Source organism: Cyanobium sp. NIES-981 (assembly GCF_900088535.1).
Classification (GTDB): domain Bacteria; phylum Cyanobacteriota; class Cyanobacteriia; order PCC-6307; family Cyanobiaceae; genus NIES-981.
In genome coordinates, this window is sequence record NZ_LT578417.1 from 2,633,666 (window position 1) to 2,657,806 (window position 24,141).

General features: G+C 56.0%; 16 protein-coding genes. 5 read left to right on the forward strand and 11 right to left on the reverse strand.

The genetic code is table 11. The features are described 5' to 3' along the window. Positions 1-82 precede the first annotated feature (82 nt). The 3 genes from CBM981_RS13240 to CBM981_RS13250 all read right to left on the reverse strand — a co-directional run bounded on the left by CBM981_RS13240 (position 83) and on the right by CBM981_RS13250 (position 2,823). Entirely contained in the window at positions 83-1,333 is a 1,251-nt protein-coding gene (locus CBM981_RS13240) for a beta-ketoacyl synthase (RefSeq protein WP_087068784.1), read from the reverse strand. 83 nt (positions 1,334-1,416) lie between these two features. Beyond that, positions 1,417-1,755 carry an acyl carrier protein gene (locus CBM981_RS13245; protein WP_225867401.1) on the reverse strand — a complete coding sequence of 113 codons (339 nt, stop codon included), beginning with the start codon at positions 1,753-1,755 and terminating at the stop codon, positions 1,417-1,419. A 48-nt stretch (positions 1,756-1,803) separates the two neighbouring features. Next, positions 1,804-2,823 (reverse strand): GNAT family N-acetyltransferase, encoded by a 1,020-nt coding sequence (locus tag CBM981_RS13250; protein ID WP_087068785.1) that lies wholly within the window; start codon positions 2,821-2,823, stop codon positions 1,804-1,806. 397 nt (positions 2,824-3,220) lie between these two features. On the opposite strand from CBM981_RS13250, the gene CBM981_RS13255 reads away from it, so the two are divergent. After that, on the forward strand, positions 3,221-4,459 hold the full coding sequence (locus CBM981_RS13255) for a polysaccharide biosynthesis/export family protein (RefSeq protein WP_225867402.1): 1,239 nt from the start codon (positions 3,221-3,223) through the stop codon (positions 4,457-4,459). A gap of 197 nt (positions 4,460-4,656) precedes the next feature. Here the strand turns inward: CBM981_RS13255 and CBM981_RS13260 are convergent, their stop codons facing one another. Beyond that, positions 4,657-5,589 carry a glycosyltransferase gene (locus CBM981_RS13260; protein WP_157665466.1) on the reverse strand — a complete coding sequence of 311 codons (933 nt, stop codon included), beginning with the start codon at positions 5,587-5,589 and terminating at the stop codon, positions 4,657-4,659. A 152-nt stretch (positions 5,590-5,741) separates the two neighbouring features. Here CBM981_RS13260 and CBM981_RS13265 point away from each other — a divergent pair, with 152 nt between their 5' ends. Then, positions 5,742-8,102 (forward strand): glycosyltransferase family 2 protein, encoded by a 2,361-nt coding sequence (locus CBM981_RS13265; RefSeq protein ID WP_157665467.1) that lies wholly within the window; start codon positions 5,742-5,744, stop codon positions 8,100-8,102. Further along, positions 8,099-8,950: a hypothetical protein gene (locus tag CBM981_RS15450; protein WP_157665468.1), complete on the forward strand. Its 852-nt coding sequence runs from the start codon at positions 8,099-8,101 to the stop codon at positions 8,948-8,950. Before CBM981_RS13265 ends, CBM981_RS15450 begins: the two co-directional genes overlap by 4 nt. A gap of 65 nt (positions 8,951-9,015) precedes the next feature. Here the strand turns inward: CBM981_RS15450 and CBM981_RS15455 are convergent, their stop codons facing one another. The 7 genes from CBM981_RS15455 to CBM981_RS15470 form a co-directional block, all read right to left on the reverse strand. After that, positions 9,016-10,317, reverse strand: coding sequence for a glycosyltransferase (locus tag CBM981_RS15455; protein ID WP_157665469.1), 1,302 nt, complete (start codon positions 10,315-10,317; stop codon positions 9,016-9,018). A gap of 277 nt (positions 10,318-10,594) precedes the next feature. Next, on the reverse strand, positions 10,595-11,683 hold the full coding sequence (locus CBM981_RS15460) for a sugar ABC transporter (protein WP_157665470.1): 1,089 nt from the start codon (positions 11,681-11,683) through the stop codon (positions 10,595-10,597). A gap of 374 nt (positions 11,684-12,057) precedes the next feature. Continuing rightward, complete coding sequence (locus CBM981_RS13280; RefSeq protein WP_087068790.1) at positions 12,058-12,849, reverse strand: ABC transporter permease; 792 nt, start codon at positions 12,847-12,849, stop codon at positions 12,058-12,060. A 17-nt stretch (positions 12,850-12,866) separates the two neighbouring features. Further along, the gene (locus CBM981_RS15465; protein ID WP_157665471.1) at positions 12,867-13,679 is read right to left on the reverse strand and encodes a hypothetical protein; all 813 of its coding nucleotides are present in this window, start codon (positions 13,677-13,679) and stop codon (positions 12,867-12,869) included. Between the two features lie 31 nt (positions 13,680-13,710). After that, the gene (locus CBM981_RS16260; RefSeq protein WP_087068791.1) at positions 13,711-14,322 is read right to left on the reverse strand and encodes a DUF1997 domain-containing protein; all 612 of its coding nucleotides are present in this window, start codon (positions 14,320-14,322) and stop codon (positions 13,711-13,713) included. After that, positions 14,319-17,036 (reverse strand): RNA helicase, encoded by a 2,718-nt coding sequence (locus tag CBM981_RS13290; RefSeq protein ID WP_087069441.1) that lies wholly within the window; start codon positions 17,034-17,036, stop codon positions 14,319-14,321. The genes CBM981_RS16260 and CBM981_RS13290 overlap by 4 nt, the downstream gene beginning before the upstream one ends. Positions 17,037-17,332: 296 nt before the next feature. Beyond that, the gene (locus CBM981_RS15470) at positions 17,333-20,848 is read right to left on the reverse strand and encodes a rhamnan synthesis F family protein (protein WP_157665473.1); all 3,516 of its coding nucleotides are present in this window, start codon (positions 20,846-20,848) and stop codon (positions 17,333-17,335) included. An 867-nt stretch (positions 20,849-21,715) separates the two neighbouring features. Here CBM981_RS15470 and CBM981_RS15475 point away from each other — a divergent pair. Further along, the gene (locus CBM981_RS15475) at positions 21,716-22,996 is read left to right on the forward strand and encodes a hypothetical protein (RefSeq protein WP_157665474.1); all 1,281 of its coding nucleotides are present in this window, start codon (positions 21,716-21,718) and stop codon (positions 22,994-22,996) included. A gap of 68 nt (positions 22,997-23,064) precedes the next feature. Next, a complete protein-coding gene (locus CBM981_RS13310) occupies positions 23,065-23,997 on the forward strand; it encodes an NAD-dependent epimerase/dehydratase family protein (RefSeq protein ID WP_157665475.1) in 933 nt (310 codons plus the stop codon). Positions 23,998-24,141: the final 144 nt, after the last annotated feature.

The window sequence follows — 24,141 nt, forward strand, 5'->3', positions numbered from 1 at the left end:
GTCGCAGGGACGGCGACTGATCACGGCCACTGATGACAGGGAGTGAAGACAGGGAGTGACGCGAGGGAGGAGTGACAGGAACTCAGCTGCCCTGAAGCACCAGCGAGATGTTGTGCCCACCGAAGCCGAAGGCATTCTTCAGCACCGTGCGCCGCTCCTGAGGCACCGTCAGGGGCACAGGCTGATCAGTCACGAGATGGAGCTGGATCGCCGGATCGATGGGCTCGGCGTTGACGCTCACCGGAACGAGGCCGGCACGCAGGGAACGGATCGCCATGATCACCTCGACCGCGCCCGCGCCGCCCAGCATGTGGCCGAACTGGCCCTTCGGTGCCGTGACCGGAATGTCAGCATGGGTTGCTCCAAGCAGGTGCTCGATGGCGCTGGCTTCCGCCAGGTCGCCCATCGTGGTGCCGGTGGCATGGGCCTGTATGAAGCTGAGGTCGCCAAGGCTCAGACCGCTGCGATCCAGGGCCTGTCGCATGGCCGCACTGGCCTGGGTACCTCGGGGATCGGGGGTCACCATGTGGTGCGCATCCGCCGTGCTGCCCGCATCGAGCAGGAAGGCCTCACAGGAGGCGCCACGACTGCGTGCATCCCCCTCCCGCTCGAGCACCACCATGCCGGCGCCCTCGGCGATCACGAAACCATCACGGTCACGGCCGTAGGGACTGGACGCCAGGTGGGGGGTGTCGTTCCGGGTGGACAGCGCCCGCATGGCACTGAAGCCGGCCAGACCCAACGGGTTCACCGGGGCCTCCGATCCTCCGGCGATCACGACGTCCGCCCGATCATCCCGCAGCAGCAGCAGTCCCCAGAGCAAGGCTTCGGCGGAGGAGGCGCAGGCGGAGACCGGCGTGTGGGCGCCGGCATGCGCTCCCAGGGCGATGCTGATCTGGCCGGCGGCCGCGTTGGGGATCAGCATGGGCACGGTCACGGGATTGACCCGGGATGCTCCGCGCTCCAGCAGGGTGCGGTACTGCTGTCCCATGGTCTCCAGGCCTCCGATGCCGCATCCCACCACCACGGCGACCCGGCGTTCCTCGGCGGGAATGGCCTGCGGGAGAGCCGACTGCTGCCAGGCTTCCAGGGCCGCGAGCAGGGCCAGCTGGGAACAGCGGTCCAGCCGGCGTCTCTGCAGAGGCTCCAGAGCCACGGTGGGATCGCCGGGGATGACACCCGCCAGGCGTGAGGGGAGGGACACGGCCCACTCCTGCTCGAGCCGACGGATGCCCGACTGGCCGGCCCGGTAGCGGTCCCAGCAGGTCTCGACTCCGCATCCGAGGGGGGACACCACTCCCATGCCCGTGATGGCGATCCTCTCCTTCGGCACGGGACTGTTCAGGCTCGTCGGGGAACGCCATCAAACCTAGGCTCCGGCAAGGCTCCGGCTCCGCGGCTGGCTTCTGGATGGAGTCAGCTCGGATTCTCCCTCTGTTCGATGTAGGTCACGATATCGCGAACCGTCTTGAAGGTGAGCAAATCCTTTTCTTCTATTTTGATGCCCATTGTCTCATCAGCTTCAATCAGGATTTCATAAAAACCGAGCGAATCAACCCCCACATCCTCGATGATCAAGGCGTCCAAGCTGATCGTGTCGGGGTCGGCTCCGGCAATCCTGGCAAGGATGTCTTTCAGTCCACGCAGAATCTCGGCCTGGGTGAGCGGTCGGCGAAGCGCGGGATCACCAGACACGCCAGTGTTGGTCATGCCGTCATCGGCCAAACCGTCCTTGGTCATGCCATCGCCGGTCAAGTCGTCATTGGATTCTGATGGAGTAGCTGGGTCTACCAAGGGACTCAATTATTGCGAGCTGGATGGGACTGAGAGGGTTTCCCCTGACACTTTATCATCGAGTTCTGAGCAGACAGGCTGGCTGAGCCACGATCCCATGGATTCAGATTGCCCCCGAAACCAGGGGAATTGCCTGTACACCGGAGCATGCGGAAAGCCCACAAAGTGCTGAAGGCGACGCGGAGGAACATGGGTAAGGTCGGCCGTCATCAGGATTTCCGTGATCTGGTTGAAGTCCTTGGCGATGGAAATATCATGGGTCTTGGCGCCCATGAGGTTGATATATTGACGAAGCAGTACGGGCAGACGGAAGGCTGGCAGCTGGCGTTGCGCCTCAGCCTCAAGGTGCTGAATGGATTGGCAACCTCCACCGGCATGCAGCTCATCGCCGCGGAAGATTCTGGGGTAGCGCGCCGGCGGCAGATCCGCCACGGGCCCCCTGAAGGGAGGCAACATCAGGGAGCGAAGAAAGAAATCATTGAGAGCGCCTGGATATTGGAAATGATTGTAGGAAACCAAGCCATAGATAGCCGTGTAGCCGGAGGCAACTGCAGCCTGCAAGCCACCTCGAAAAAGTGTCATCAACGAGGCCGGTTGACGCTGAAAGGCTGGTGAGATGGCAACACGGCCTATTTCCAGATGGCTGCCACGAGCCATCAAGCACTTTTTAATTCCCGGATAGACATGCTCCAGATAGGAGGTTGAGGAGCTGTGGGTGAGTCCTGCGTGGCTGGATTGGTGAGATGAGCTCTGGTCCGGGACGAACTGCAACCTGGCAGTTCCTGCCAGGGCGAACGTCGCATCATCCACGAGCACAAAGTGATCGTAATAAGGGTCGCGGCCATCCAGATCTTTATTGTTTCCCGAACCCGAAAGTTTCTGCCTGTATGTGAGCTCGCGAAGCAAGCCGACTTCGTCAGCGAAGTTTTCAAACGTATTGCCCGGTATCAAAAAGAGGGTCAGGCCATAATTTGAAAAGAAGAAGAAGGGCTTGATATCATCAATCAGAACTCGGCTCAGGGGAATCATGGGCAGTCGGGGCTGAGCTCAGGGGTCAGGGGCGTCCCCCAGGAGTCGCGCTGCTGGACGGGCGGGCGCAAGAGACGGTTACGGCCCGTGCCCCGAGCAAGGGCCAGAGGGGGTAACGGCCCAGCGGGGGGAACACCAGCGGGGAGATCAGTGTGTGACAACCCCCCGCCCCGATGCACGTGGGCCGATTGTGACATCCACCTCCCGGCCTGGGACCCAAGACCGGACAGTTTGTGCGTGCGCCTCCACGGCCGCCATGGCCTGGAGAGCAGCGCTGCCGGTTGCTGGGCTGTCACCTGGAAGAGCCTCGCCACCGCCCCTACAGTGAGCCCCCCTGGTCGGGCTGGGCCATCGCGGTCACGGGTCCGGCCCCTTGTGTGACCGCGGGTGTCCGTTGATGATCCAGTTGTTCCCCCTCACCGCGCCGGCCCACTGGCTGGCCCCGCTCCGGGCCGGCCTCTGCGGCGTCCTGGTTGCGCAGACGGCCATGGCGCTGGCACCGCTTCCCGCCCGCTCCCAGCCCCAGTCCTTCCCCATCCCCGGGGATTCCACCACGTCCCCTGGTCCTCTGCCCGAGGACCGGCCGAGGACCAGGCCCGAGACACCGCCCGCGTCCCTGGCCCGTCGCTTCCCCGACAATCCCCAGAACGACGGCTTTCGCTATCGCCTGGCCCCCGGTGACCGGGTGCGGGTGTCCGTCTTCAAGGTTGAAGGCTATGAAGCGGAAACCGAGGTGCTCAGCGATGGCACGGTCAACCTGCCAAGGATTGGATCGGTGAACGTCTGGGGCCTCACCCTCGACGAAGCGAACAAGCGGATCACCCGGCTTTACAGCAGGATTCTCCGCCGCCCCCTGGTCTACATCGACCTGCTCACCCCACGGCCCGTACGGGTCACCATGGTGGGACAGGTGGAGCGGCCAGGCTTCTACACCCTCACCAGGGACCCCTCGACCTCCACGCTCAGGCCCTCAGGCCCCAGTCCGGAGGGCGTGGCGGTGACCACCTCAGGGTGGCCCACCATGGTGGATGCGATCCAGCGGGCTGGAGGCATCACGGCACTCGGGGACCTGTCCAACCTTGTGCTGGTGCGTCGGGGCCACACCCCCTCAGACCCGCCTCGGGAATACCACTTCGACTACCTGAAGGTGCTCATGGAGAACGGCACTGCCGTCAATCCACTGATCTATGACGGCGATACCATTCGGGTCTCCAAGGTCAAGGGTCCCCGCTCCAGCGACGCCCTGATCGCTTCTTCCACATCCAACTTCGCTCCCGACTCCATTGCCGTCAATGTGGTGGGAGAGGTGGTGTCACCGGGCCTCAAGCAGGTGAAGTCGAACACTCCGCTCACCAACGCCGTGCTCGCGGCTGGGGGGCTGGATCCTCAGCGGGCGAACACCACCAATCTGCGGCTGCTTCGTCTGGAAAGTGATGGCACGATCGTTTCCAAGGAAGTGGCGTACGATCCCGCCGCGCCTCTGGGATCCGAGCAAAATCCACCCCTACGCAACGGCGACGTGATCGTGGTGGCCCGGAACGCCTGGACGCGGGCGAACGACCTGCTGGTGCAGGCTGTCACCCCACTCGGCCCCCTGCTCAATGCAGCCTCTCTTTACAACATTCTCGCCCGATAGAGCTTTCCCCGCCCTGAGACTGTTACCGGCCTGAAAGTTTGTTGCTAAAGTGATTCCAAAGTGCCCTGATTGCGCCATTTGTGATCACATGCAGCCATGACGGGAGGCACAATCGCAGCTCCTTGGAGGTGCTCTTCATGGCAGTTCCCCATGGCAGTTGAAGCGTCGCAGGGCCGGAGCGGCATCCCGCACCGGTCTCAGCCGCGCCCTGGAGATGTCCCCGTGTTCAGGATTCCTGCACAGCACTGAAGAATCTCCCCAGCCCTGTGCTCGAATCTGTGGTGTCCAGCCACATGGCGGGAGAGCTGCTGCAGCAGGCCCACACGATCGCGGCAACGGTGCACGGCGGCCAAGGTCGCCTGCGGATCGTCCTTGGGACCATGCACCAGCACGGCGGGGCTCAGCTCCCCGGGACATCCCGGTGCGCCATCGGTGATCACCGGAACGCCGCAGGCCAGCACGTCAAACACCCGGTTATTGAGATAGCCGAAATCCCGCATCGCCGTGTGGTGGTCGTTGAGAACGGCCAGACTGCGTGCATAGAGGTCAGGCAACTCATGGTTGCTGATGCTGCTCCTCTCAGCCCGGATGCCGTACACCTCCCAGCCTGCTCCGATCACCGTCAGGGGCAGGCCGCTGCGGGCGAAGGCCAGCACCAGGGGCCGGGCCACTCCCCGGGTGTTGCCCACGAAGAGCAACCCCCGGCAAGGTGCCTGCGGAGGGCCGAGCTGCTGGAAGTCGGTGGCCTGGAGCAACACCGTGGTGGGCCGACCGCTCAGATAGGCCAGGCGCTGCCGGTCCTGGGCTGAAGCCACGAACAGGTGGTCATAGGCCGCCAGCTCCTGCCGACTCACATCCAGTGGCCAGCTGATCTGCCAGAGCAGGAGGCTCTGGTAGGGGGCCTGCTCCAACCAGGCCGGAAGGGGGCGGAACTTGCCGCGCAGCACCAACAGCGCGGTTTCCGGTGGAGGGGCAGGGGCAGTTGTGTAGGTATCTCGAAAGAGCAACCGCGTCGCGACACCGAAGCTGCGGAACGCCCGCTGCAGGCTCTGGGCGAAGGCCACATCCCCCCAGCCCGCAAACCCGGCGGGATCGCTGGGAGCGGCCACCAGCAAGTCGAGCTGCCTCAAGCGGGAAGCGAAGATGGGATCCCATCCTCGCCCGGACCACCGTTCTGGACATTCACTCCCGCCTGAACCTCCAGGGGCTGATCCAGCGGCTGTACGCGCTGCCGGGCGTGGGCTCGTATGCCTTTGTCCATGGACTGGATCAGCTCTTGCTGGTGTCCAGCCCCGACAGCCCGGAGCACGTTGCCGGGCGGATCCCGAGCCTGATCGTGGTGAGCGGATCGGACGGCTCGCGCGCATGGGACCGCGCGCCGCTGGGGATGATGGCCCTGCTGCCGGTGGAATGGAGCAGGGATCTGGTAGCCGCCGGAGAGGCTCTTGACAGCCCGGAATGGTTGGAACCGTTCGGTTGCCGTCCGCTGAGCCTGGCCAGCCTGGCGTGGGAGGGGATTGGGTCCTCCGCCAGCTCCGCCCTCGCCGACCAGATCCGAACCTATCGCCGGTTGGTGCAGAAGCAGCCGGATCAGGATCCGGAGGCCCCAGCGGAACCCACCCTCGCAGCCTCCCTGGCCTTGCTGCAGCTGGAACGACGGTTGCGCTGCCGGATCGATCCCCGCTCCTGGCCAGCAGGGAGCTGGAGAAATCCCATCGATCCCCGCCCATGGCTCAAGGCCTCAGCTCCGCCGAGCCCGGCTGAGGCTGATCAGCTCGTGGCCATGGTGCATCTGCTGCCCGGGGAGGAGCAGCCACGCTTTGCCCGCCGTCTGGCGCAACAGCTCGGGCTTCTGCTCCGTGGCGGGGTTGGGGAAGACGGTTCAGGGCAAGACGGTTCAGAGCCGCCGGCGGAATGGGTGTGGAGCGTCTGTGAAGCCCTCATCGGCGGCCTCAACACGCGCCAACCGGAGCTGGTGGACATCGGTGACAGGCTTCGACAGGAACACCTCGCTGCCGCCTGCCGGCTGGAGGACCCAGTTCAACGGACGCTCCGCCTGATCCAGGGCATCGATGAAGCCAGCTGTCGGCGCGATCCACAACTGGTCGCCACACTGGCAGCCGCGATCGGTGTGGTGGTGGAGCAGATCGAGCACGCTTCCAGCCGGGGGGACAGCCGGCGCAGGAGGCTGCTGCAACGTCAGCTCAGCGATGCCCTCAGGAGTGTCGGGTCCAACCTCCTGCTGCTTCGGGAGTTGGTGCTGCAGCTCAGCCCTGCCTGTTGCAGCCAGCTGCCGCAACGGCAACCGCCGTCGTCGTGCCTGCTCCTGCTGAAGGGGCTTCTGGTGCTGGATCGGGATCGCGTAGTGGTGCTGCCGGAGGAACAGCAAGGCGCTCTCGTGCAGCTGTTTGAACGCCTGCTGCCACGCGTGTGGTGGCAATCCGATCTCCTGCGTGTGCTGCTGCGGGATCTGCGGCGATTCCGGCTGGATCCAGGCTGGCTGGGCACGCAGGGAGGGGCTGTGCTCGAGGGCATGGTCCGTCTCCATCGGTACCTGGTGCCCCCACCGGAGCCGGGCACTCCTGCCGGGGAGGGGGCCGAACCCGTGAGCCCGAACCCTGAACTGGCCTTGATACGATGGCAGCTGCTGCTGCTGCTGCGGCTGGCGGGCGGGGTGCGTGACCGCACCAACCTGTTGCGCCGCGTACGCGAACTGGAGCCAGGAGGCACCCACCTCTGCTGGCAGGGAAGGAACGAGGGAGCGATTCTGGAGGCTGCCTGCGCCGGGCTCGGTGTCCACACCTCGTCCTTGCTGCGGCTCTGGTCGGCGGCCAGGGGAGTGCCGGAGCTGCTTCCGCTGTTACCGCGGGTCGATGGCGTGGGCGAAGCCTTCGACCGCGTGCTGGAGCACTGGCGGACTTACCGCCAGCAGCTGTCCTCACCCTCGGCCACTGCTCCGATCACCATCGTGATCACCACCTTCAGGCCCGATCTGAAGCGTCTCGGACAGACTCTTGAATCCCTCAGGCTCCAAACCGTGCAGGCCGAGGAGATCCTGGTGGTGGATGACGGCTCCCCTGATGAAGAAGCTCGCGATCTGCAGCAACTGATCGCCCTCCATCGCCACGGCAAGGGGCTGCCGGTCAGGATGATCAGACAGGAACAGAACCGCGGTCAGTACGCCTGCCGGAACCTGGCGATCGCGGCAAGTCGTCAGCGGGTTGTGGCCATTCAGGATGATGACGACCTCTCCCATCCACTGCGGTTGGAACGGCAGTGGCAAGCGCTGCAGGGCGGTGTTCTCGCCTGCTACGCCCAGCATGTGCGGTTGGATGAGGCCACAGGACAACCGCAACCGGATGGGGATGGCGCCCGTGCAGTCGGGGACGGCATCACCACCCTGATGGTGCGACGCGCTACTGCGGCGGAGATGGGAGGCTTCTACCCAGTGCGCTCACGGGGCGACGTGGAATTCAGGAACCGCCTTGTCCGAAGATACGGCCAGGAAGCAGTGGGCTGGCTGGAGCAGCCCCTCTATCTGATGAGAGGAGCACCAACCACGATATCGTCGGGATTTGAATACGGCTGCAGCCTGAGGCTGCCGACGTGGCGAAGACTCATCCAGGAGGGTTATCTGACATGAGCAGCCTGCCGCCTGTGTTGATTGGGATGACATCAATACGTGGCCGGGAAAAGGCACTATGTCGCACCCTGGATACTTTGCTGCGCCAGAGACCACCCCAGGATGGCAGAAGGGTGAGGTTGAATCTCTTCCTTTCGCAGCAACCGTACCTGCTCGATGAAGGGTTTCAATCCGTTCCCAGCTTCATACAGCGTCGGATCGCATGGTCACAAGGTCGCAGGATAGAACTGGAGTGTCATTTTGTAGAGAACGTTGGCCCCTATCGCAAACTGTTGCCTCTAATCGCGCGACTGACAGAGCAACAGAAGGAAAACGACCCGTATCTGGTCACCGCTGACGATGACACTCTTTACCCACAGGACTGGTTGGTGCGACTGCTTGATGCCCAGGACACGCTCCAGTGCGTTGTTGGGTTTCGCGGGCGGAGAATGATGGTGAAGGAGGGAAAGGTTGAACCGTACCATCGCTGGATCAAGCATGATTCATCCCTCACGTCCCCACACCTGCTGACCGTGCCGACAGGTAAAGATGGTATCTGCTACCGCCTAAGCCAACTGCATGCAGCCGTGAGCGATACGGAAGCAGCTCTGAGGCTGGCTGGGCACGCCGACGATCTCTGGTTCAAGCACCACACCCTGAAACTGGGGATACCCAGTGTCTTGCTCAACCCCTCACTAAGCCTGGAGTTTCCGGAACTGACCGCATCCGGCAGGAGGATTCGAGCCAAGAAACCAGAGGTTGCATTGAAGAGCCTGTTCCTCACCATCAATAAGAGTGGAGGAAATGATGCGGTAATGAAACGGCTGACGGATCCAGCCTTCTATCCCCTAGGGGATGAAAGCCAATAGGACAGCAATTGTGAGCTCAGTTACTGAAGCCGCATGCCAGGGGTCGGGGACAACAACAGCAGGGGTCAATCGAGCCACTGAAAGCTGGAGCAGGGGACACGTCGTTCAACAGCTCGGCGCATGGTGTCCAGGCTGGTTCCATGCCACGGCACAAAAGCGCAGCCGCCCTCATCCAGCAAGTCAGGGGCACTGAAGCAGGGGTCCATGAGGATGTAGCGGTAGGTGGAAGGCAAAGGCGCAGGCAGCTGGGTCAGAAGGTGCCGCAGCTCGAAAGGAGCCCAGATGGACAGGGGCTGGCGCTGGTCATGGAACGCCCTCGCAAGAGTGGCCAGTGAGCTGAGCCAATGCTCTGGCCACCTGGGGGAGACTCCCCCATCGAAACCGAACTGGTCAGCACTGTGAAGGATGAGATGGAGGGACAGCGAGGCGCTGTCCATGGGGATCAGGCTGGCAGGATCACAGGCCAGAACCGCTCGCGCCGTGCTGCAGGATGGACCTGCGGACTCCGACGATGAGCCGGTGGCAGCAGTGGTATGGCGATCAAGATAGCTATGGGTATCAAGATATGCTTGATACTGACGCAACAGCTCTGTAGAGAGAAGCTTGCGGTAGTGTCGATGCCATAACCAGTGGTCAGTGATGGACTTGGAGCGGGGCCGGGACAACTGATCACTCAACCAGGGCTTGGGGCCGGCGAAGTGGATCAAAGACAAACCTTCAACGCAACCATCAAGAAACTGGACCACGTATTTAATGTTACAGTTATAATTCACCGGCATCATCTCTAGGGGCTGATCAGCCAAGAGTTGATTCCATACTTTTTGATCAGCAAAGCCATCCAGAAGGGGGCACACTGGGATGGCAGCGGAACGGACCAAGGTATGAACACGATCGAGAAACAAGTCACCGAGTGCCCAGCCTGGTATCGAGATAACTCCGGAGTTGATCACTGGCAAGCCGGTATGCTCGCTGATCAGCCCATAGGGCCTGGCTCCACAATCCATCACTGCCCGGAACGTCTCGCCAGGCGCCCAGAGGGGATCAAGAGCGCCGAGGACAAGCACATCAGAGTCCAGAACAATCACCCTCTCATATCCAGCCAGGGAGAAGGCATAGGTGTTCAGATAACCCAGGAGACCGATTCGAGCGCGATTAGGTGAATCAAGAGGGAGGGCATCAGCCCATGATGGGCTGGGAACATGGAGACAGACCTCGTTGTATATCGACTGGAGTTCCAACAGATGGGTATCCGTCAGAGTACCGTCATGGAAGACAATGCAAGGGCTGGAAAGGTCTGGGTAGATCGCCACAAGTGACAACAACAACCCTTTTAGACCAGGAAGGAAGCGCTCGTTGGCGACGGTCACGAAGGCAACCCGCGGCCCTGGATTGGAAGCACTTGATGACGACCAAGTCCGGGCAGGCCAGCAGACGCGATCTTTTTCAACAGGCTCGTCGATGACGAGACGTCCGTAGGGGGGCAGGAGGGGCTTCTGACGTTCAAGAGCCAGACGCTCAGTGACCACTCGAAGACGGGCTGAGAGGCGGTCTCTCTGTCGTCGCGCAGTATCGCGCTGTTCACGTAGTACGTCGACAAACTGACGGCGCGGCCGACGCGGGAAGAATCTCAATCACACACCCCAGTCACTGTCGACGTGAGATCCCCAACACGAAACTGGCAAGGCCCCAACCCACGAGGAGGAGGGCGACCAGGGAAAGAAGACCCTTCCAGCGCCAATCCAGCGATTGCCCTGAAGGAGTAGCAGGGTTACTGAGCAAGACAAGAAATTTAAGCTGCCTTTGACTTTCAAGTCGACTGTTGTCGGCTGCCAGTTGGGATGCTTTGACAGATGCCTCAGCGAACTCGACTTCGGTATTGAGGTTGCGAAGCTCAGCAAGTTTCTCGTTGTAGTTCTTGGCATCCGGGCCCACAAGCTTGGAGCGCTCTTCGTCAATCTGTTGCCGAAGTTCAGCAATCTGGTCACTCACATAAGACACCTCAGGACTGCTGGGATCGAGGAATTGACGCTTGAGGCGTCCTTCCTCCACTTGCAGATCAACCAGCCTGGCTTCTAAAGCAGAAATGAAAGTACTTGTGGCTTCAGCAGTGGCAGCAGGATTGATTTCTCCTGCTCTATTATTAAAGTCAGCCAGTGCTTGCTGGGCAGCGGCTAGACGCTTACGGGAATTCTCAAGCTCCTGCTCAGCAAAAGTTTGTTGGTTACGGCTGATGTTTTGGTTGGATGTATTGAGGAAGTTTTCGGCTTCGTCCAGAAGAAAACGATTCAGCTTAAAAGCTGTGGCCGGATCCAGACCGGTTGTAGTCAGTTGAATGACGCCCGTCAGGTCTTGCGGAACTACGTTGACCTGGCGGCGGAAGAAAGAGAGTCTTTGGTCGAAAGTTGCATTTTTCTGGAGTCCTGCAAAGATATCAATCCCCTTTCTCGCATAGGTGGTCTCCGGCTTCAACTTGTCAAAAGCGCGTGCCATGACCTCGGGTGAAGTGAGATAGACAGAAAGGAACCGTCCATCCTCCAAAGATCCCAGCATGGTCGGCCCAGCAAGGACACTCCCGAGCAATGACGGGGTGACACTGTTTGGAGCTTGCGGCAGTCTAACGATGAAGTCAGACGTAACCTGATAGCGGTTGCGACCAATGACTCCAAAATAAGCAACACCTCCCAGGAGGATGAGCGCTGCAATCCGCTTGGGACCAGGCACAAGCCAGCGCAAGTGCTCAGGTGAGGGTCGAGGGATTCTCCACCGCTGGGGTGGTGTCTGCTGCTGTCCAGAAGGCTGCGTGCTGGGCTTTTGGACACCAGCATTTGGCAACTCATCGTCAGACAGACCGAAGGTCTTGATCAAACGAATGAACGTGCCAGTGAGGCGACTGGCCACCCCTCCCGCCAACATACCCATTTCCAAAGCGCGAGACTCGGTGCGACCTCGGACGTCCAGCCGCGAGCGACGGGAAGGTCGAGAAGACCGCGACTCTTTGGAGAGCCGTGAGGGGTGAAGACGGTTCATCACAACAATTTTAACATGGTCTGCAAAGTGCCCCACGCAATTCAAACTCTCCCTCGGGGAAAAGCAAGGGCGGAATGGAGTCAGTCCTCATCAGCCAAGAGAAGAGACTCATTGTTACCATATATAAAGAATCCAAACCCGAGCAGAAAGATGGTGGATCCAATTAAGTAAGGAGCGGAAACATCTGGGATGGGGTACTCATGGTTAAAAGCATGGCGAAGAAGTTCAATTCCATGCGCAAGGGGATTCCACAGGATCCAACCGCGGAAGATATTGGGTATTGTACTTATCGAAAAGAAAATACAGGAGGTAAAAAGGAGAAGGCGTCGAATGGCGGTTCTGGCTATGCTCGCTACAAACGGGATCCTATGGCCGATGATGAGTGTAACCAGTCCAACACCGAACGCTAAAAGCGAGAGCATCACGAAGTAAAACACCGCTAGGCCAGGCTCCTCAACAATCGGTTTCCATTCATAAAAGAATGAGCCAAGAATAAAAGCAAGGATTAGAAGAGAGAATACTTGAGTATCAAGAATTGCCGAGCCCAAGAGATAGTCAATAGGCCTGATTCGATTGTAATAGGTCAGTTTCGTGCTTTTCTTGACGCCATTCAGCGCCTTCAGAGCCACCTCAGAAAACATGAAGAAGCCAACAAAGCCGATGGCAGTCCACAAGACAGGATTAATATAGTCAGGCTGCAGTCCGCCTTGACTGCCAAACAGGCGAAAAGACATGAAGATAGCAATAAAGAAAAGGGGTTCAACAAACACACCAACTACACCCATGGGGCCCATGGCAGCGCGCATCTGCAATTCCCGCCTTGCAATAGCATTGACGATACGCAGCTGAAGAAAGAGCTTTTGAATGATCATCAGGAGTATGCTTTCAATTAAAGAAGATTGGTTTTCACAGAATCAGGTGCCTTCGTTTCCCAGGGGTCCTGCGCCAATGGTGCATCACCCAACAAATCATTCATTGTGCTTTCAAGGGAACTCTCAACATCGGAATGTTGTCGCAATGATCGTGATAGAGAGCGATCCTTGCGGGCAGCGCGAACTTCCTTGGCAAGAACAGCACTTTCATCCAAGGAGCCCTGGAAAATAACCTTCCCGTCCTTGAGCACAATGCCTTCAGAGCAATAGTCTCGGGCAAAGGACTGGGAGCCTGAAGCCTCAACAATGACAGTTCTTCCTTCCAAGCGTCTATCCACAAGCCGTTTGACCTGACGCATGAATGGTACTTCTGATCTGCAGTTCCATCCATCCCATCGCATTACAGGATAGATTTCGAATTGGAACGCCAAGGCGAGAGCCAACTTAAGGCGGTCCTTCATGCCTACGGAATACTTTTCAAGAGGCTCATCAAAAAGCTCACCAAGATCACACAGCTGTCGAATAAAGTCAAGTTCTCTGGTGTCGTCCTCGTAGACTCCATACAGCGAGACAAGAAACTCTGCATTGGCCCGAGCAGAGAGCGCTGGCATCAACGGCATGCGAGAGCCAATCACCCACGAGGAGCAGCCTGCGACGAGCAGGTTCCCACTGCTGATGGGCTCGTGGCCAGCGAGACAATTCAAAAAGGCACGGCTGCTTTCCTGGGATCCTGAAAAGACGGCAAGTCGTTTGCCTGGCGGAATGGTGTAGGTGATGTCATCAAGAACTACGTTGGGAGCAGAACCACCAGTTGAGCTTCGCTTGGTCACATTCCTGAAGACAACCGAGCCAGGGGCCAACTCAGAGGATGTCACTGGCACCGTTGGGGGCTTCATCGCGCTCATCATCAGAGACTCGCTCCAACCATCCCAAGGCTCCCAATCGTAACCGGCTCTGGCAGCGTGCTTCAAGTCTTGCCAGGCAAACCAGCAGCACCTGGCGGGCAAGTGCCGTCAACAATGGCCTGGGAAGCCACAGCATCCGATTCGCTGCACAGATCTCGAGACTCGCCGTGGCGCAGGCCATGAGCTGGAGCTGCACGGGTCGGATCGAAGCCCGAAGGCCGAACTGGATGGACTGCTGCGCAAGTGCTGGGGGGAGACCTGGCAGGTGGCAGGAGTCAAGATGGATGGTCAGGGCATCTCCCTGCCACTCCGCTGAGAAAAAGAACTCAGGCTGGACGAGCCAGCGGGCTATGGCGACAGGTCGAGAGGAATAACGAAAGACACCGGAAGGGAGGCGCTGGAGACGAGACCTGCTGAGTAGGGCCGAAAGAACGCGACCTGGATGGCTCACATAGCGTTGGAGTGCAGCGCAATGATGGGTAGACGGTGTCGGATCTGCCAGCGATGGAGGGTTCAACGTCACGGTGCAAGCGCGTGACTCACTCAACTTGACCGTCTCTAGGGTCATGCTGCGGGAGCGGCTTGGCTCTCCAGCTCTGCAACCGGAAAGCGATTGATGGCCCGTTTTGCGGCAGCGGCAGTACGACGAAGCTTCTCACTCACAGCTTCGCAATAAGGCACTTGCGCAAGGATATCCACGGTTCTACGCAGCACCCGCACGATGTCTCCCTCGTCCAAAGACGTATTGGCCACAACCTCGTGCCATGGAGCACCACTTGCCCATGCATGAACAAGACCTGTGAGTTCAGGCTCCCACCAGAGGGGGAGCATGACTCGGCCCCTGTCCTGCTGATGCGCGAGCTCACGCCTCACATCGCGTAGGGAATGCAGCACTTCCTCGACAGGGGCAGGAGGAGACCACGAACACCAGAGATCAGGGCGACTGACTTCCGTGGCAATCGCTTCCATTGTCGCGGCGAGTGCTGGGGGATCTAGATCATCGAGATAACCACTGAGAAGTACCAAGCCAATCCAAAGTTCATTGTCTCCACGAATCGCGCCAATACTTCGACCAATATCTGTCGGCTGGAGGCCATCATCACCTCCCAATGCGCCATAGTATTGAAGAATCTCGATAAGCCTGAGAAAAGTATCCCAGTGACGGTTCGCGCGAGCATGCAGGAGGGATCGACGCTCCTGCAGCTCGGCACGTAGCTCCAACATCCGCCGCCTGTGGCGCTTCAGCCGACGAAGGTCACCCGTGGTATGTACGGGGTGACTCTCAATCTCGTGTTCGAGTTGATGCACCAGCAGGGCTTGATGTTGGACTTCTCCGGCAAGATCATATTGGGGGGTGGTCATATCATGGCGTTGAGCCATGGATGCGACAGCGAGTGCCAGTCCTGCGCTCCTCTCATCACCGTGATGAATCTCACCAACACGCTGGAGATCGGGTATTGGCAAATCAGAATGTTGAAGGCAAGCCAACTCAGCATGAAGACACACCACGGCATTGCAAGGAACGAGAATCCATAAATTGGCAGCAGTCAGGCACAAGAGCCAGGGGAACTGGCCCGATCTCTTCAGCTTCCTCACGATCACGGCAGGAGCAATGGCACCACGGAGCTGGGGGGCCTTAAGGCTGACCAAAGTCCCTTCACTGGCAAAATTCAATGCAAGAGTGAGTTCATGCGCAACTGTCTCCTCGGCTTGGTGCTGCAGGACTCTCAGGAGGCGACGTTCCTCTCGCAATCGGGAACGCATCTTGTCATAGTGTTCGAAGTCTTCCCATGAAACATCAGAGTCACCAGCCTCAAGAATCTGTAACTGAGCCTCAAGATCAGAGATGAGATTTTCGTCTGTCCTGGAGTCCAGAGTGGCCAGGTAGCGGCCAAAACTGCGCTCAACGAGCTCACGTGCCTTGCTCAGGTCATACCGTTGCAAGAGGTTGAGGACCATGCCATAGCTCGGTGTGAACTGGCTGACAAGAGGATCGGCTTCCGCAGTGGCTAGTTCAGCTGCTTCACGAATGCCTTCAAAACGGCTCTGGACTGTGACGACATAGCCTTGCGTATCCAGACCTCTGCGCCCAGCTCGACCGGCCATCTGGAGAAACTCACTACCCATCAAAGGCCGATGACCTCTCTCCGTTCGCTTGGAGAGCGAAGAGATCACAGTTGTTCGCGCAGGCATGTTGATTCCTGCCGCCAGTGTTTCTGTGGCAAAGACAACCTTGACGAGGCCAAGCTGGAACATCTCCTCGATAAACTCCTTCCATGCAGGCAGGACACCGGCATGATGGGAAGCAACGCCGTGAAGCAATGCTGCTACGTGACCTTCGCGAACTGCCTCAGGGGATGACTCAGAAAGCACATTGAGATGATGCTGAACCTGAAGTTGTTCCTCTCGGGACAGCAGACAGACCTTGCCAAGATCGCGAACTGCCTTATCACAGCCACGTCGACTGAAAATAAAGTAGATCGCGGGCAACATATCCCGCTGGGCAAGCTGCTCAACCACAAAAGGGAGGGGAGGAGATTCAGGCTGAGGAGGTTTTGGAGATTTAGACCCTTTTCGCTGAACTCGTTTTGGAGCTCTCCATACCTTGGAGTTTGGGTGGATCCCAGTACGTGACTCATTCAGCAAGGGATGGAGGCCTTTGGCGCTACAGAAACTGAATTCGAGTGGGACGGGTCGGTGCGTACTGAACACAAGTTCAGTGGGACCATGGACGTGATTAAGCCAATCAGTAAGCTGTCCAGCATTGGCCACCGTAGCTGACAGTGCAACCAATTGAATCGATGGCGGACAGTGGATAATCGACTCCTCCCAGACCGTTCCACGCTGGGAGTCATTCATGTAGTGGCATTCATCGAGGACAACAGCCTCAACCTTTGACAAGAGATCGCCAGGGGAGGATTCGGCTCCCGAGTAAAGCATATTCCGGAATATCTCCGTGGTCATTACGACAACTGGGGCCTCACGGTTTACACTCAGATCACCGGTCAAGAGGCCAACGTTCTCATCGCCATATTGGCGTCTAAAATCACGTAGCTTTTGGTTAGACAGGGCTTTGAGCGGCGTCGTGTAGAAGACTTTGTGGCCATGGCTTAGCGCCCTGTGAATAGCATACTCGCCAACAAGTGTCTTACCCGATCCTGTAGGTGCGCTGACGACAACCGAAGACCCGTGATTCAAGGCTTGAATAGCTTCCAGCTGGAAGTCATCCAACTGAAATGGATATAACGATCGCAGATCAATGGAGCTTTCGGACGGGATCATCAAACAACCATCGCAATGACAAGGACTGGCTACGGAGGCCTCTATGGGAAAAGCGGAGGAAAGAATCAGATGTCCAGTCTATGCAGTAGAGTCTAGGGGCTTGGGGTTGGCAACGCACAATGAAAAGACCACTCAATCATTTGGAACAAGAAAGGGAAGCTCTCTTTAAAACGTCATTAGAACTGAACGCAACGGCACAAGAGCTCGCACGTTGCAGACAGAGACTGTCATGGAATCGTGATCATCGCCAAGGTTCTGAAGCATTGAATCACAGGCGTCGAGAGCTGGAAAGCCGACTAAGAAGAGTTCTTTCTAGAATCAGTATGCTGAGCTGATAAGCCAACAACTTTATAGGTAAATGGCGTTGAACCACTTTTGACCTTGAGGTGTCGCCATCCAATCGTTGCGAGATGTTCAGCGAGGGCACGCTTCCCAGCGTAGTGAGCATAGGGTTTTGCGAGCGACTCACCGCTGGAGGTGGAGTGCGCAGCAATTCTCCAGCTATAGGTATTCTTTGCAAGATAGGCTATGCTAAGACCTGCGCCAACACATCTCAAGACAAGATCGTAGTCCTGGGCTCCGTCATATTGAGCTCTGCACCCGCCCAGTTCAGTTAGGAGGTTTCTTCGGAGACAAAGGAGGTGAGTAATGTAGTTATGCTTGTACAGCACCTTGATGTCTAAGTTGTGTTTCCTAATGGGCGAGTGACGACGTAGGCCATGGGCATCGACCTTGTCTTCATCGGTAAACACGACGTCGGCATCTATTGCTTTCAGGATGTTATACAAGTCCTGGAGGGCCATCGGATAGAGCAAGTCATCATGGTCAACCAGGCAAACAAACTCACCACTTGATGCACGCAAGGCATCATTTGTATTGTCAGAAATTCCTGCTGGAACATCAGATACCAGAATCTTCACCTTTCCAGGATTTGCTTCGGCAAAGCGTGAAAGCAGGTTGATGGAGTCGCGCGGTAGACAGCACGCTTTAACCACAAGCTCCCAATGCGGATAACGCTGGTTATCAATAGAACTTAGAAGCTGTTGGAGCATTGTACATGGTGTCTCAAATGCAGGCACAAGAATGGAGAAGAGTGGAGAGGCATCCACAGGAACATCTCGGTAAGAAGCAAGGGCACAAAGAATCGTTGAGAGATACGCAGACGGAGTACTACCTTCAGAAATTGCCATACGATTAGACTCTATAGCTCGACTTCTCCATCCAGGATTCTGACTTATCGATAGGATTGCTGAGGCTGCCGAGTTGTCATCTTCAGGGTCAACAAGGCGTCCACCTAAACCATCACCAAAAGCACGATGAATTGACGTCGCATCCTTGTAGGCGAGAATGGGTGTACCAACGGCCATCGCCTCCAGAACCGAATAAGGATAGGGATCGTGGCGAGAGGAGAGAAAGAATAAGTCAGATGCATGATGATAGACCTCTGTATTCTCTACTTTTCCAGGAAGTATGAGATAAGGATGGGTCTTTCTGTCGAGGTTACTCAACAGACCTTCCGAATATTTTCTCTGGCCTGGACTGGCAGGCTTCGGTCCAATCCAGACAAAATAGATTGGGTTCTCCTTGGCAAGAGCTTGGCACCTCTCATAGGCATGGAGAAAGCGATCAAAGCCTTTCCTTTCCTCAATCTGGCCACACCCAAGCACGACAAACGCATCAGGATGAATTCCTAATAATGTACGAACAGCTGTACGGGCTTGAAATGCGTTCAGACGTGGGAACTTGGCATCGTGAATTGGCTGGGGTAGGATTAGTATGGAGGGGGTATTATTGACGGTAAGTCCACAGAAGTCAAGAGCTTGGTCTCTTACTTCCGATCCGGGAAATACACAGACATCGGCCTCAAGAGAATTTCGAAAGAAGGATTCCGGCCAAACACGATACGATGCAGACTCATGTATTAAGCTGACAACTGGTATGGCTTTTGCTTTTGCCTCAACGACTACATCCGAGCAGACCACTGTGTTGGCAATGACGAGATCAATCCCGCTGGATTGCGCAAAGAGATCACTGTAAAACTCTCTGGACCTACATTCCGATGGAAGAATAATAAAACGCTGGAACTGCCTGAATTCGGACAACAAGTCTCCATTGCCAAGACTCACTATAAAGATTTTATAGCTCTCATCAAGCAATGCTTTGGCCAAGGAAAGGACAACTCTCGGAGCGCCACTATTGGAAAGATCATGTGTGAAGAGAAGTGCACGTCGTTCCCCCGTTCCTTGGCAGAAGTCAAAGAGATCTTGTGCACTTTGGGACAGGTACCTATATTGCCTATTAACAAAGAACCCCGTCGCATACCCCTGAGAATAGGCACAGTATGGGAGTACACGTTCTAGTGCATGCAGAATAGTTCCATCCGTCGGGACAGGCTCTAATGGAATGGGAAGTTTTGTGAGTTCTGATCTGAAGATCGGCTGAAGTGCGTCCGGACGGAACCAAAACATGGTCCCGGATGGATAGGCAAGATCACGGGTGCCATAATAGTGATTGAGCAGATCTGGGGAGAGTGAAAATGCTAGATAGGCAGTGTCAAGAATATTAAGAGACCATCCTGTATTGCACGTCCCCTGCATGGCTGCCGGCGCAAGCATTCCCAAGCCTGGATTGGAATCAAAGATAGCTGCAATCTTTTCGATGTGATGACTTCCATTCAGCATTGCACCGACCAGATAAGAGGCCCAATCAGATGAAAAGTCCTTGTTGAGGTGATGACTCTTCTTAATATGAATCTTGCCGATCAAATCATAGTTCGAAATGAGCGCGTAAGGAAGAGAGAAGAATGGGATGATGTCTCGTCCTAGATTGGGAAAGACAAAGACATGAACACCCATGGGATCTATCTGTGATTCCTTGACAAATTCAAGAATCTCATCGCGCTTCTCGGTGGTATCTGTTGTAATCAGAAGATCGATTAGGCTGGGTTGTCCTGACAGCATCTCCAGCAACCTTGGCAGTACATCCGTATAAAAGATATGAACAACAAGTGCCAAGCGTGAACTATTTCTTGCAGGGCTCTTCTGCTTAGGAAGGGCATAGGCATCAATATCATAGGCATAGGATAGTTCTGGCTTTGTTCCAAAAGTCGCAGCAAGATCAGTAGGTATAGACTGAATGATCGGTATGTAATCATACTCAAGGGAGCGAAGGTATGATTGCAAAAACTGCCTTATTCGTGGTAGCGCCGTAAATCCACCTTGAAAGATCTTGTGGTTCTCAAGGATTTTCTTCAGCAATCCTGCATAGTGCACTTGGTCATGCTCACCGGAAACAACGGTGGTCAGAACATTGTTACAAGCACTTGATCCTTTGGAATCCCTTTGCGAACCAGGGTTAACATTGAACAGTGAATGCTCATAGAGTGGTGGCAACTCTTGAGCGACGGCTAGATTCAGGCCATCAGCAGAAAGAATTTCACTGTTCCAAAAGAACTTGTGAAAGGCAACAAAGCATAACAACGAATCTGATTCCTTCCGGTTCGCAAGCCTGAGCGTCGTTGCATCTTCATGGATAGACCAAGCAATTCCCGAAGGGAGTGCTTTGGCCAATGCAGGCAATGATGAAAAGGACAGAAAAGCAGCTTCATTCTTTTCAAAGTCATGGGGAAGGTCGATGACTTTCTGATCTCTCTGTGCTCGGGGCGAATGATCAGCTTGCTTGTGGAGACGCAAAAAGATTGCTGCCAGCACTGAAGGATGGTGCGATCCCCAGCAGAGCTCACGCAATGTCAAGAAGAGTGCTTGCCGGTACAAGCCTGCATGCTCAAGGCTATGGAGATCGCTCAGAGACATGTCTTATCGTTCCTATGGTGGGAATCTAGCATGATTGATTCCCATTCATTCATACCAAGGCTTCAAAGTAGGCCCTCTCACAGGTTACAAGATCAGCGAAGCTGAAACATACAGCGTGATAGCTGTGGCTTGAAACCCAGAGCGAAAGTCCAAACGGCCCAGGCAGGCGGCTGCGATGGAAAGCCATCAGCAAGAGATCTGGGCGGAACAGCCAAGGCCCCATAGGAATGGCCACCCCTGTGGGGTGGAAAATCTGATGCTTAACGAACGAAACACCTTCACCCTCTCCAGGTCTGTATTGTCATCATAAGTTGCGATCACCAAGATGATCGCAGCCGCCAGAACGATCCATACTCCCAACACAGAACAGACCGTACCTCCAGCCGTACATCCAAATCTGAACGTTTCTAGGGTCTACTCAGAAGTTCCGTGTTATCAAGAGCTCACAGGATAACAGCTACAGCAAGCTTCAGGCCCATGAGGCTGATCATCTGATTGCCTAGGGCTGTCTTACCATGGTCTTCGAGATTGAGGTTATTTTTAAATTAACTTGGCATGAAGCCTTCATCGTTATCCTGCGTTCAGCCTGGGCACAAAGTCCGCACTGGCGCCTATGAACCGGTACGCTCACGACCCGCCTTCACGCCCATGGATTTCAAGCCAGGATTCCAAGCAGGATCTCTGGAGCATTCCACCAGTGACAGCCTGATAAGATCACTATGCCAGTATCAATCGAGCTCGAGGGTGAAATCCTGTCCGTCCATACTCATTGAATGAAACCCAACTGAATCAAAACACAAGAGTCTACACAGAACAGTTCAGTTTCCAGAAGCAACAATTCAACCAACTGACAGGGTCTTCTTCAGAATGAACCAACAATCCTGCTTCGTGCTTGGGCATCATGAAGCCCACTGTTTAGAAGCGGATCATCTCTATTCCACGTTGGACGGCAGGACTGCTCTTGATGTGGCTAGGGTGCAACATGTCAATAGAATCAAGACGCACAACGCTACCTTGATTGTTGCAGTCCGAGATTTTCCAAGAATCTTTACCGATGAGTTTGCATCCGAACTTAAGGACAGTGGTGCTATCGATGCTGTCAACCACGATGGACTCAAACTTATACTAGACCATTCGAATGAAGGAGCAGGCGAACGCGAACTTGAGGTTGCCAGCGCATTGATGAAGCAGCTGGGCATTGAAGATCTCCAAAACATTTCCTGGCTGGGGGCAAACACATTGGTTCATCCACAGAAAACTGGGAGAATCCGACACTGTCAATACCATTACTTTCTTCTTGCCGTTTACACCAAGCTGCATCAACAGATCACCTCCAACCGTCTGAATGGCAAGTGGATCAAGCGCTCCTTTCACAGCAATCAGCGACAACCCTACGCTCTCTGCCTCAACGCAACACCTCGGCTGAGGAGAATCATCTCGATTTTGGAGTTACTTCATCAAAGGGTATTTGAGTGGGAAGAATTTCTTTCTTATCGTGTTCCCAACCTACCTTTTCTCTCTTTCTCAGGATTCGGCGGTTCCAAACTCGGCGGATGCGATAGGGAGACGGTCCGTCGAGAACTGGAAGCGATTGGCAGAGCTGATCTCTTGGAAACGCTTAATAAGCTCGAGAAGTTGGCTCCTCTTAAAGTGGATGGCTTTACCGAGAAGGGAAACATGCTCTTCGATAGAATTGACTCCTCTGTCTATGAGCACACAATCTTTTCATGTGTCACAGAGACACATTGGGATTCGTCTCAACAGCTGCTCATGACAGAGAAGCTGATCAAGCCCCTTTGCCTGGGTCATCCCGTGGTTATTTTTGGGGCTGGAGGTCTGCTTAGCCTGGCCCGCCGTCTGGGGTTCGGCACGTTTGAGCATGTTCTCGATCCAACCTACGACTCAATCAGTCACTATCCAGATCGGATCCGCGCTGCGGCACGCTCCGCCCGACAAGCTCAATTGTTAAGCAAAGAGTCAATGATGGAGTGGGAAGATCAAGTCCTCCCCATGATGATTGCAAACAACAGATGGGCAGTCAATGGATTCAAGAATCTTTTGGACAACCTCTATCACCGCCCATTAAGGTTGCTGATCAATGGTTCGGCTGCCCTTTGGGGATTTCAGGAACTGACGAGTGAATCGTGAAACCACTCATCTTATCACCATAATTACTCCCATTCAGATAGTACATGCAATCAGGAAACATTCTTATCTTGGGCGACACGGGATTCCTGGGCTCCAACCTTATCCACCATTTCATCAGCTTCTACCCTCTCTGGCAGTGCACAGGAATCAGCCGGAGGTCATCAGGCCTGCTCCTCAACCCGAACGGTTCCTATCAGCATGTTTGCCTTGATGCCAATACCCCCTCATCACTTGAACAGTGGATGCAATGGGCTGATGTCGTTGTCGATTTTGCTCACTCGCGCAAACCACTGACCAACAATGATGACAAGGATTCTGGGCTCGACTACGAGTACTTTCAAGCCCTTGAAACCCGACTCAGATTGGCTGAAAAGTCTTCGGTTCATCTTTACCTCTATTCTTCCTCAGGGGGAGCCGTTTATGGGAATAAATATGATGACGGTATAGCAAAGCTTTCAGCCGAAGAAAGTGCGCTCAAGCCAATTTCAATCTACGGACTTGAGAAGTGCATCGCCGAGCAGATCGTAGCCTTCACGCTGAGGGAATCTTCAACAAACTACGTTCTTATGAGGATTTCAAATCCCTATGGATCTCTCGTTCCTGCTCACAGGCGTCACGGTTTCATCCCAAGACTACTCAGGTCGATCTTGGCTGACGACACTGTTGAAATCTGGGGCGATCCAGACTCGATCCAAAAAGACTTTATCTTCATGGAAGATGTTTGCGCATGTATCGCAAAAATCCTGAGCTACCATGGACATGAGCATGTGTTCAATATTGGCTCTGCAACGTCGATTTCACTGACAAATGTGATCAGGATCGCAGAAGAGAAATGCGGCAGAAGAGCAAAGCTTCGTCTCTCCGAAGGAAAACCAGGCGATGTGACCAAATTTTGCCTGGACATCTCTCGAGCCGCCAAAGAACTGGGCTGGAGTCCGTCCACACCCCTTGAGGACGGGATGGGAAAAACTCTGGCCGCTCTCTCCATGGAGCAGTCCTGAGACCAGCTTCGGCCCAGCACCGTGGTGATCGCGGCCAGGGCTGCGGCACGCTCAAGCCTGCCAGGGTGGTGCTGTTCTCTTCAGTAGGGAATTACAGGACGCTTTCCTCCGTGAGCTTTCCTCCGTGAGCGTTCCTCCGTGAGC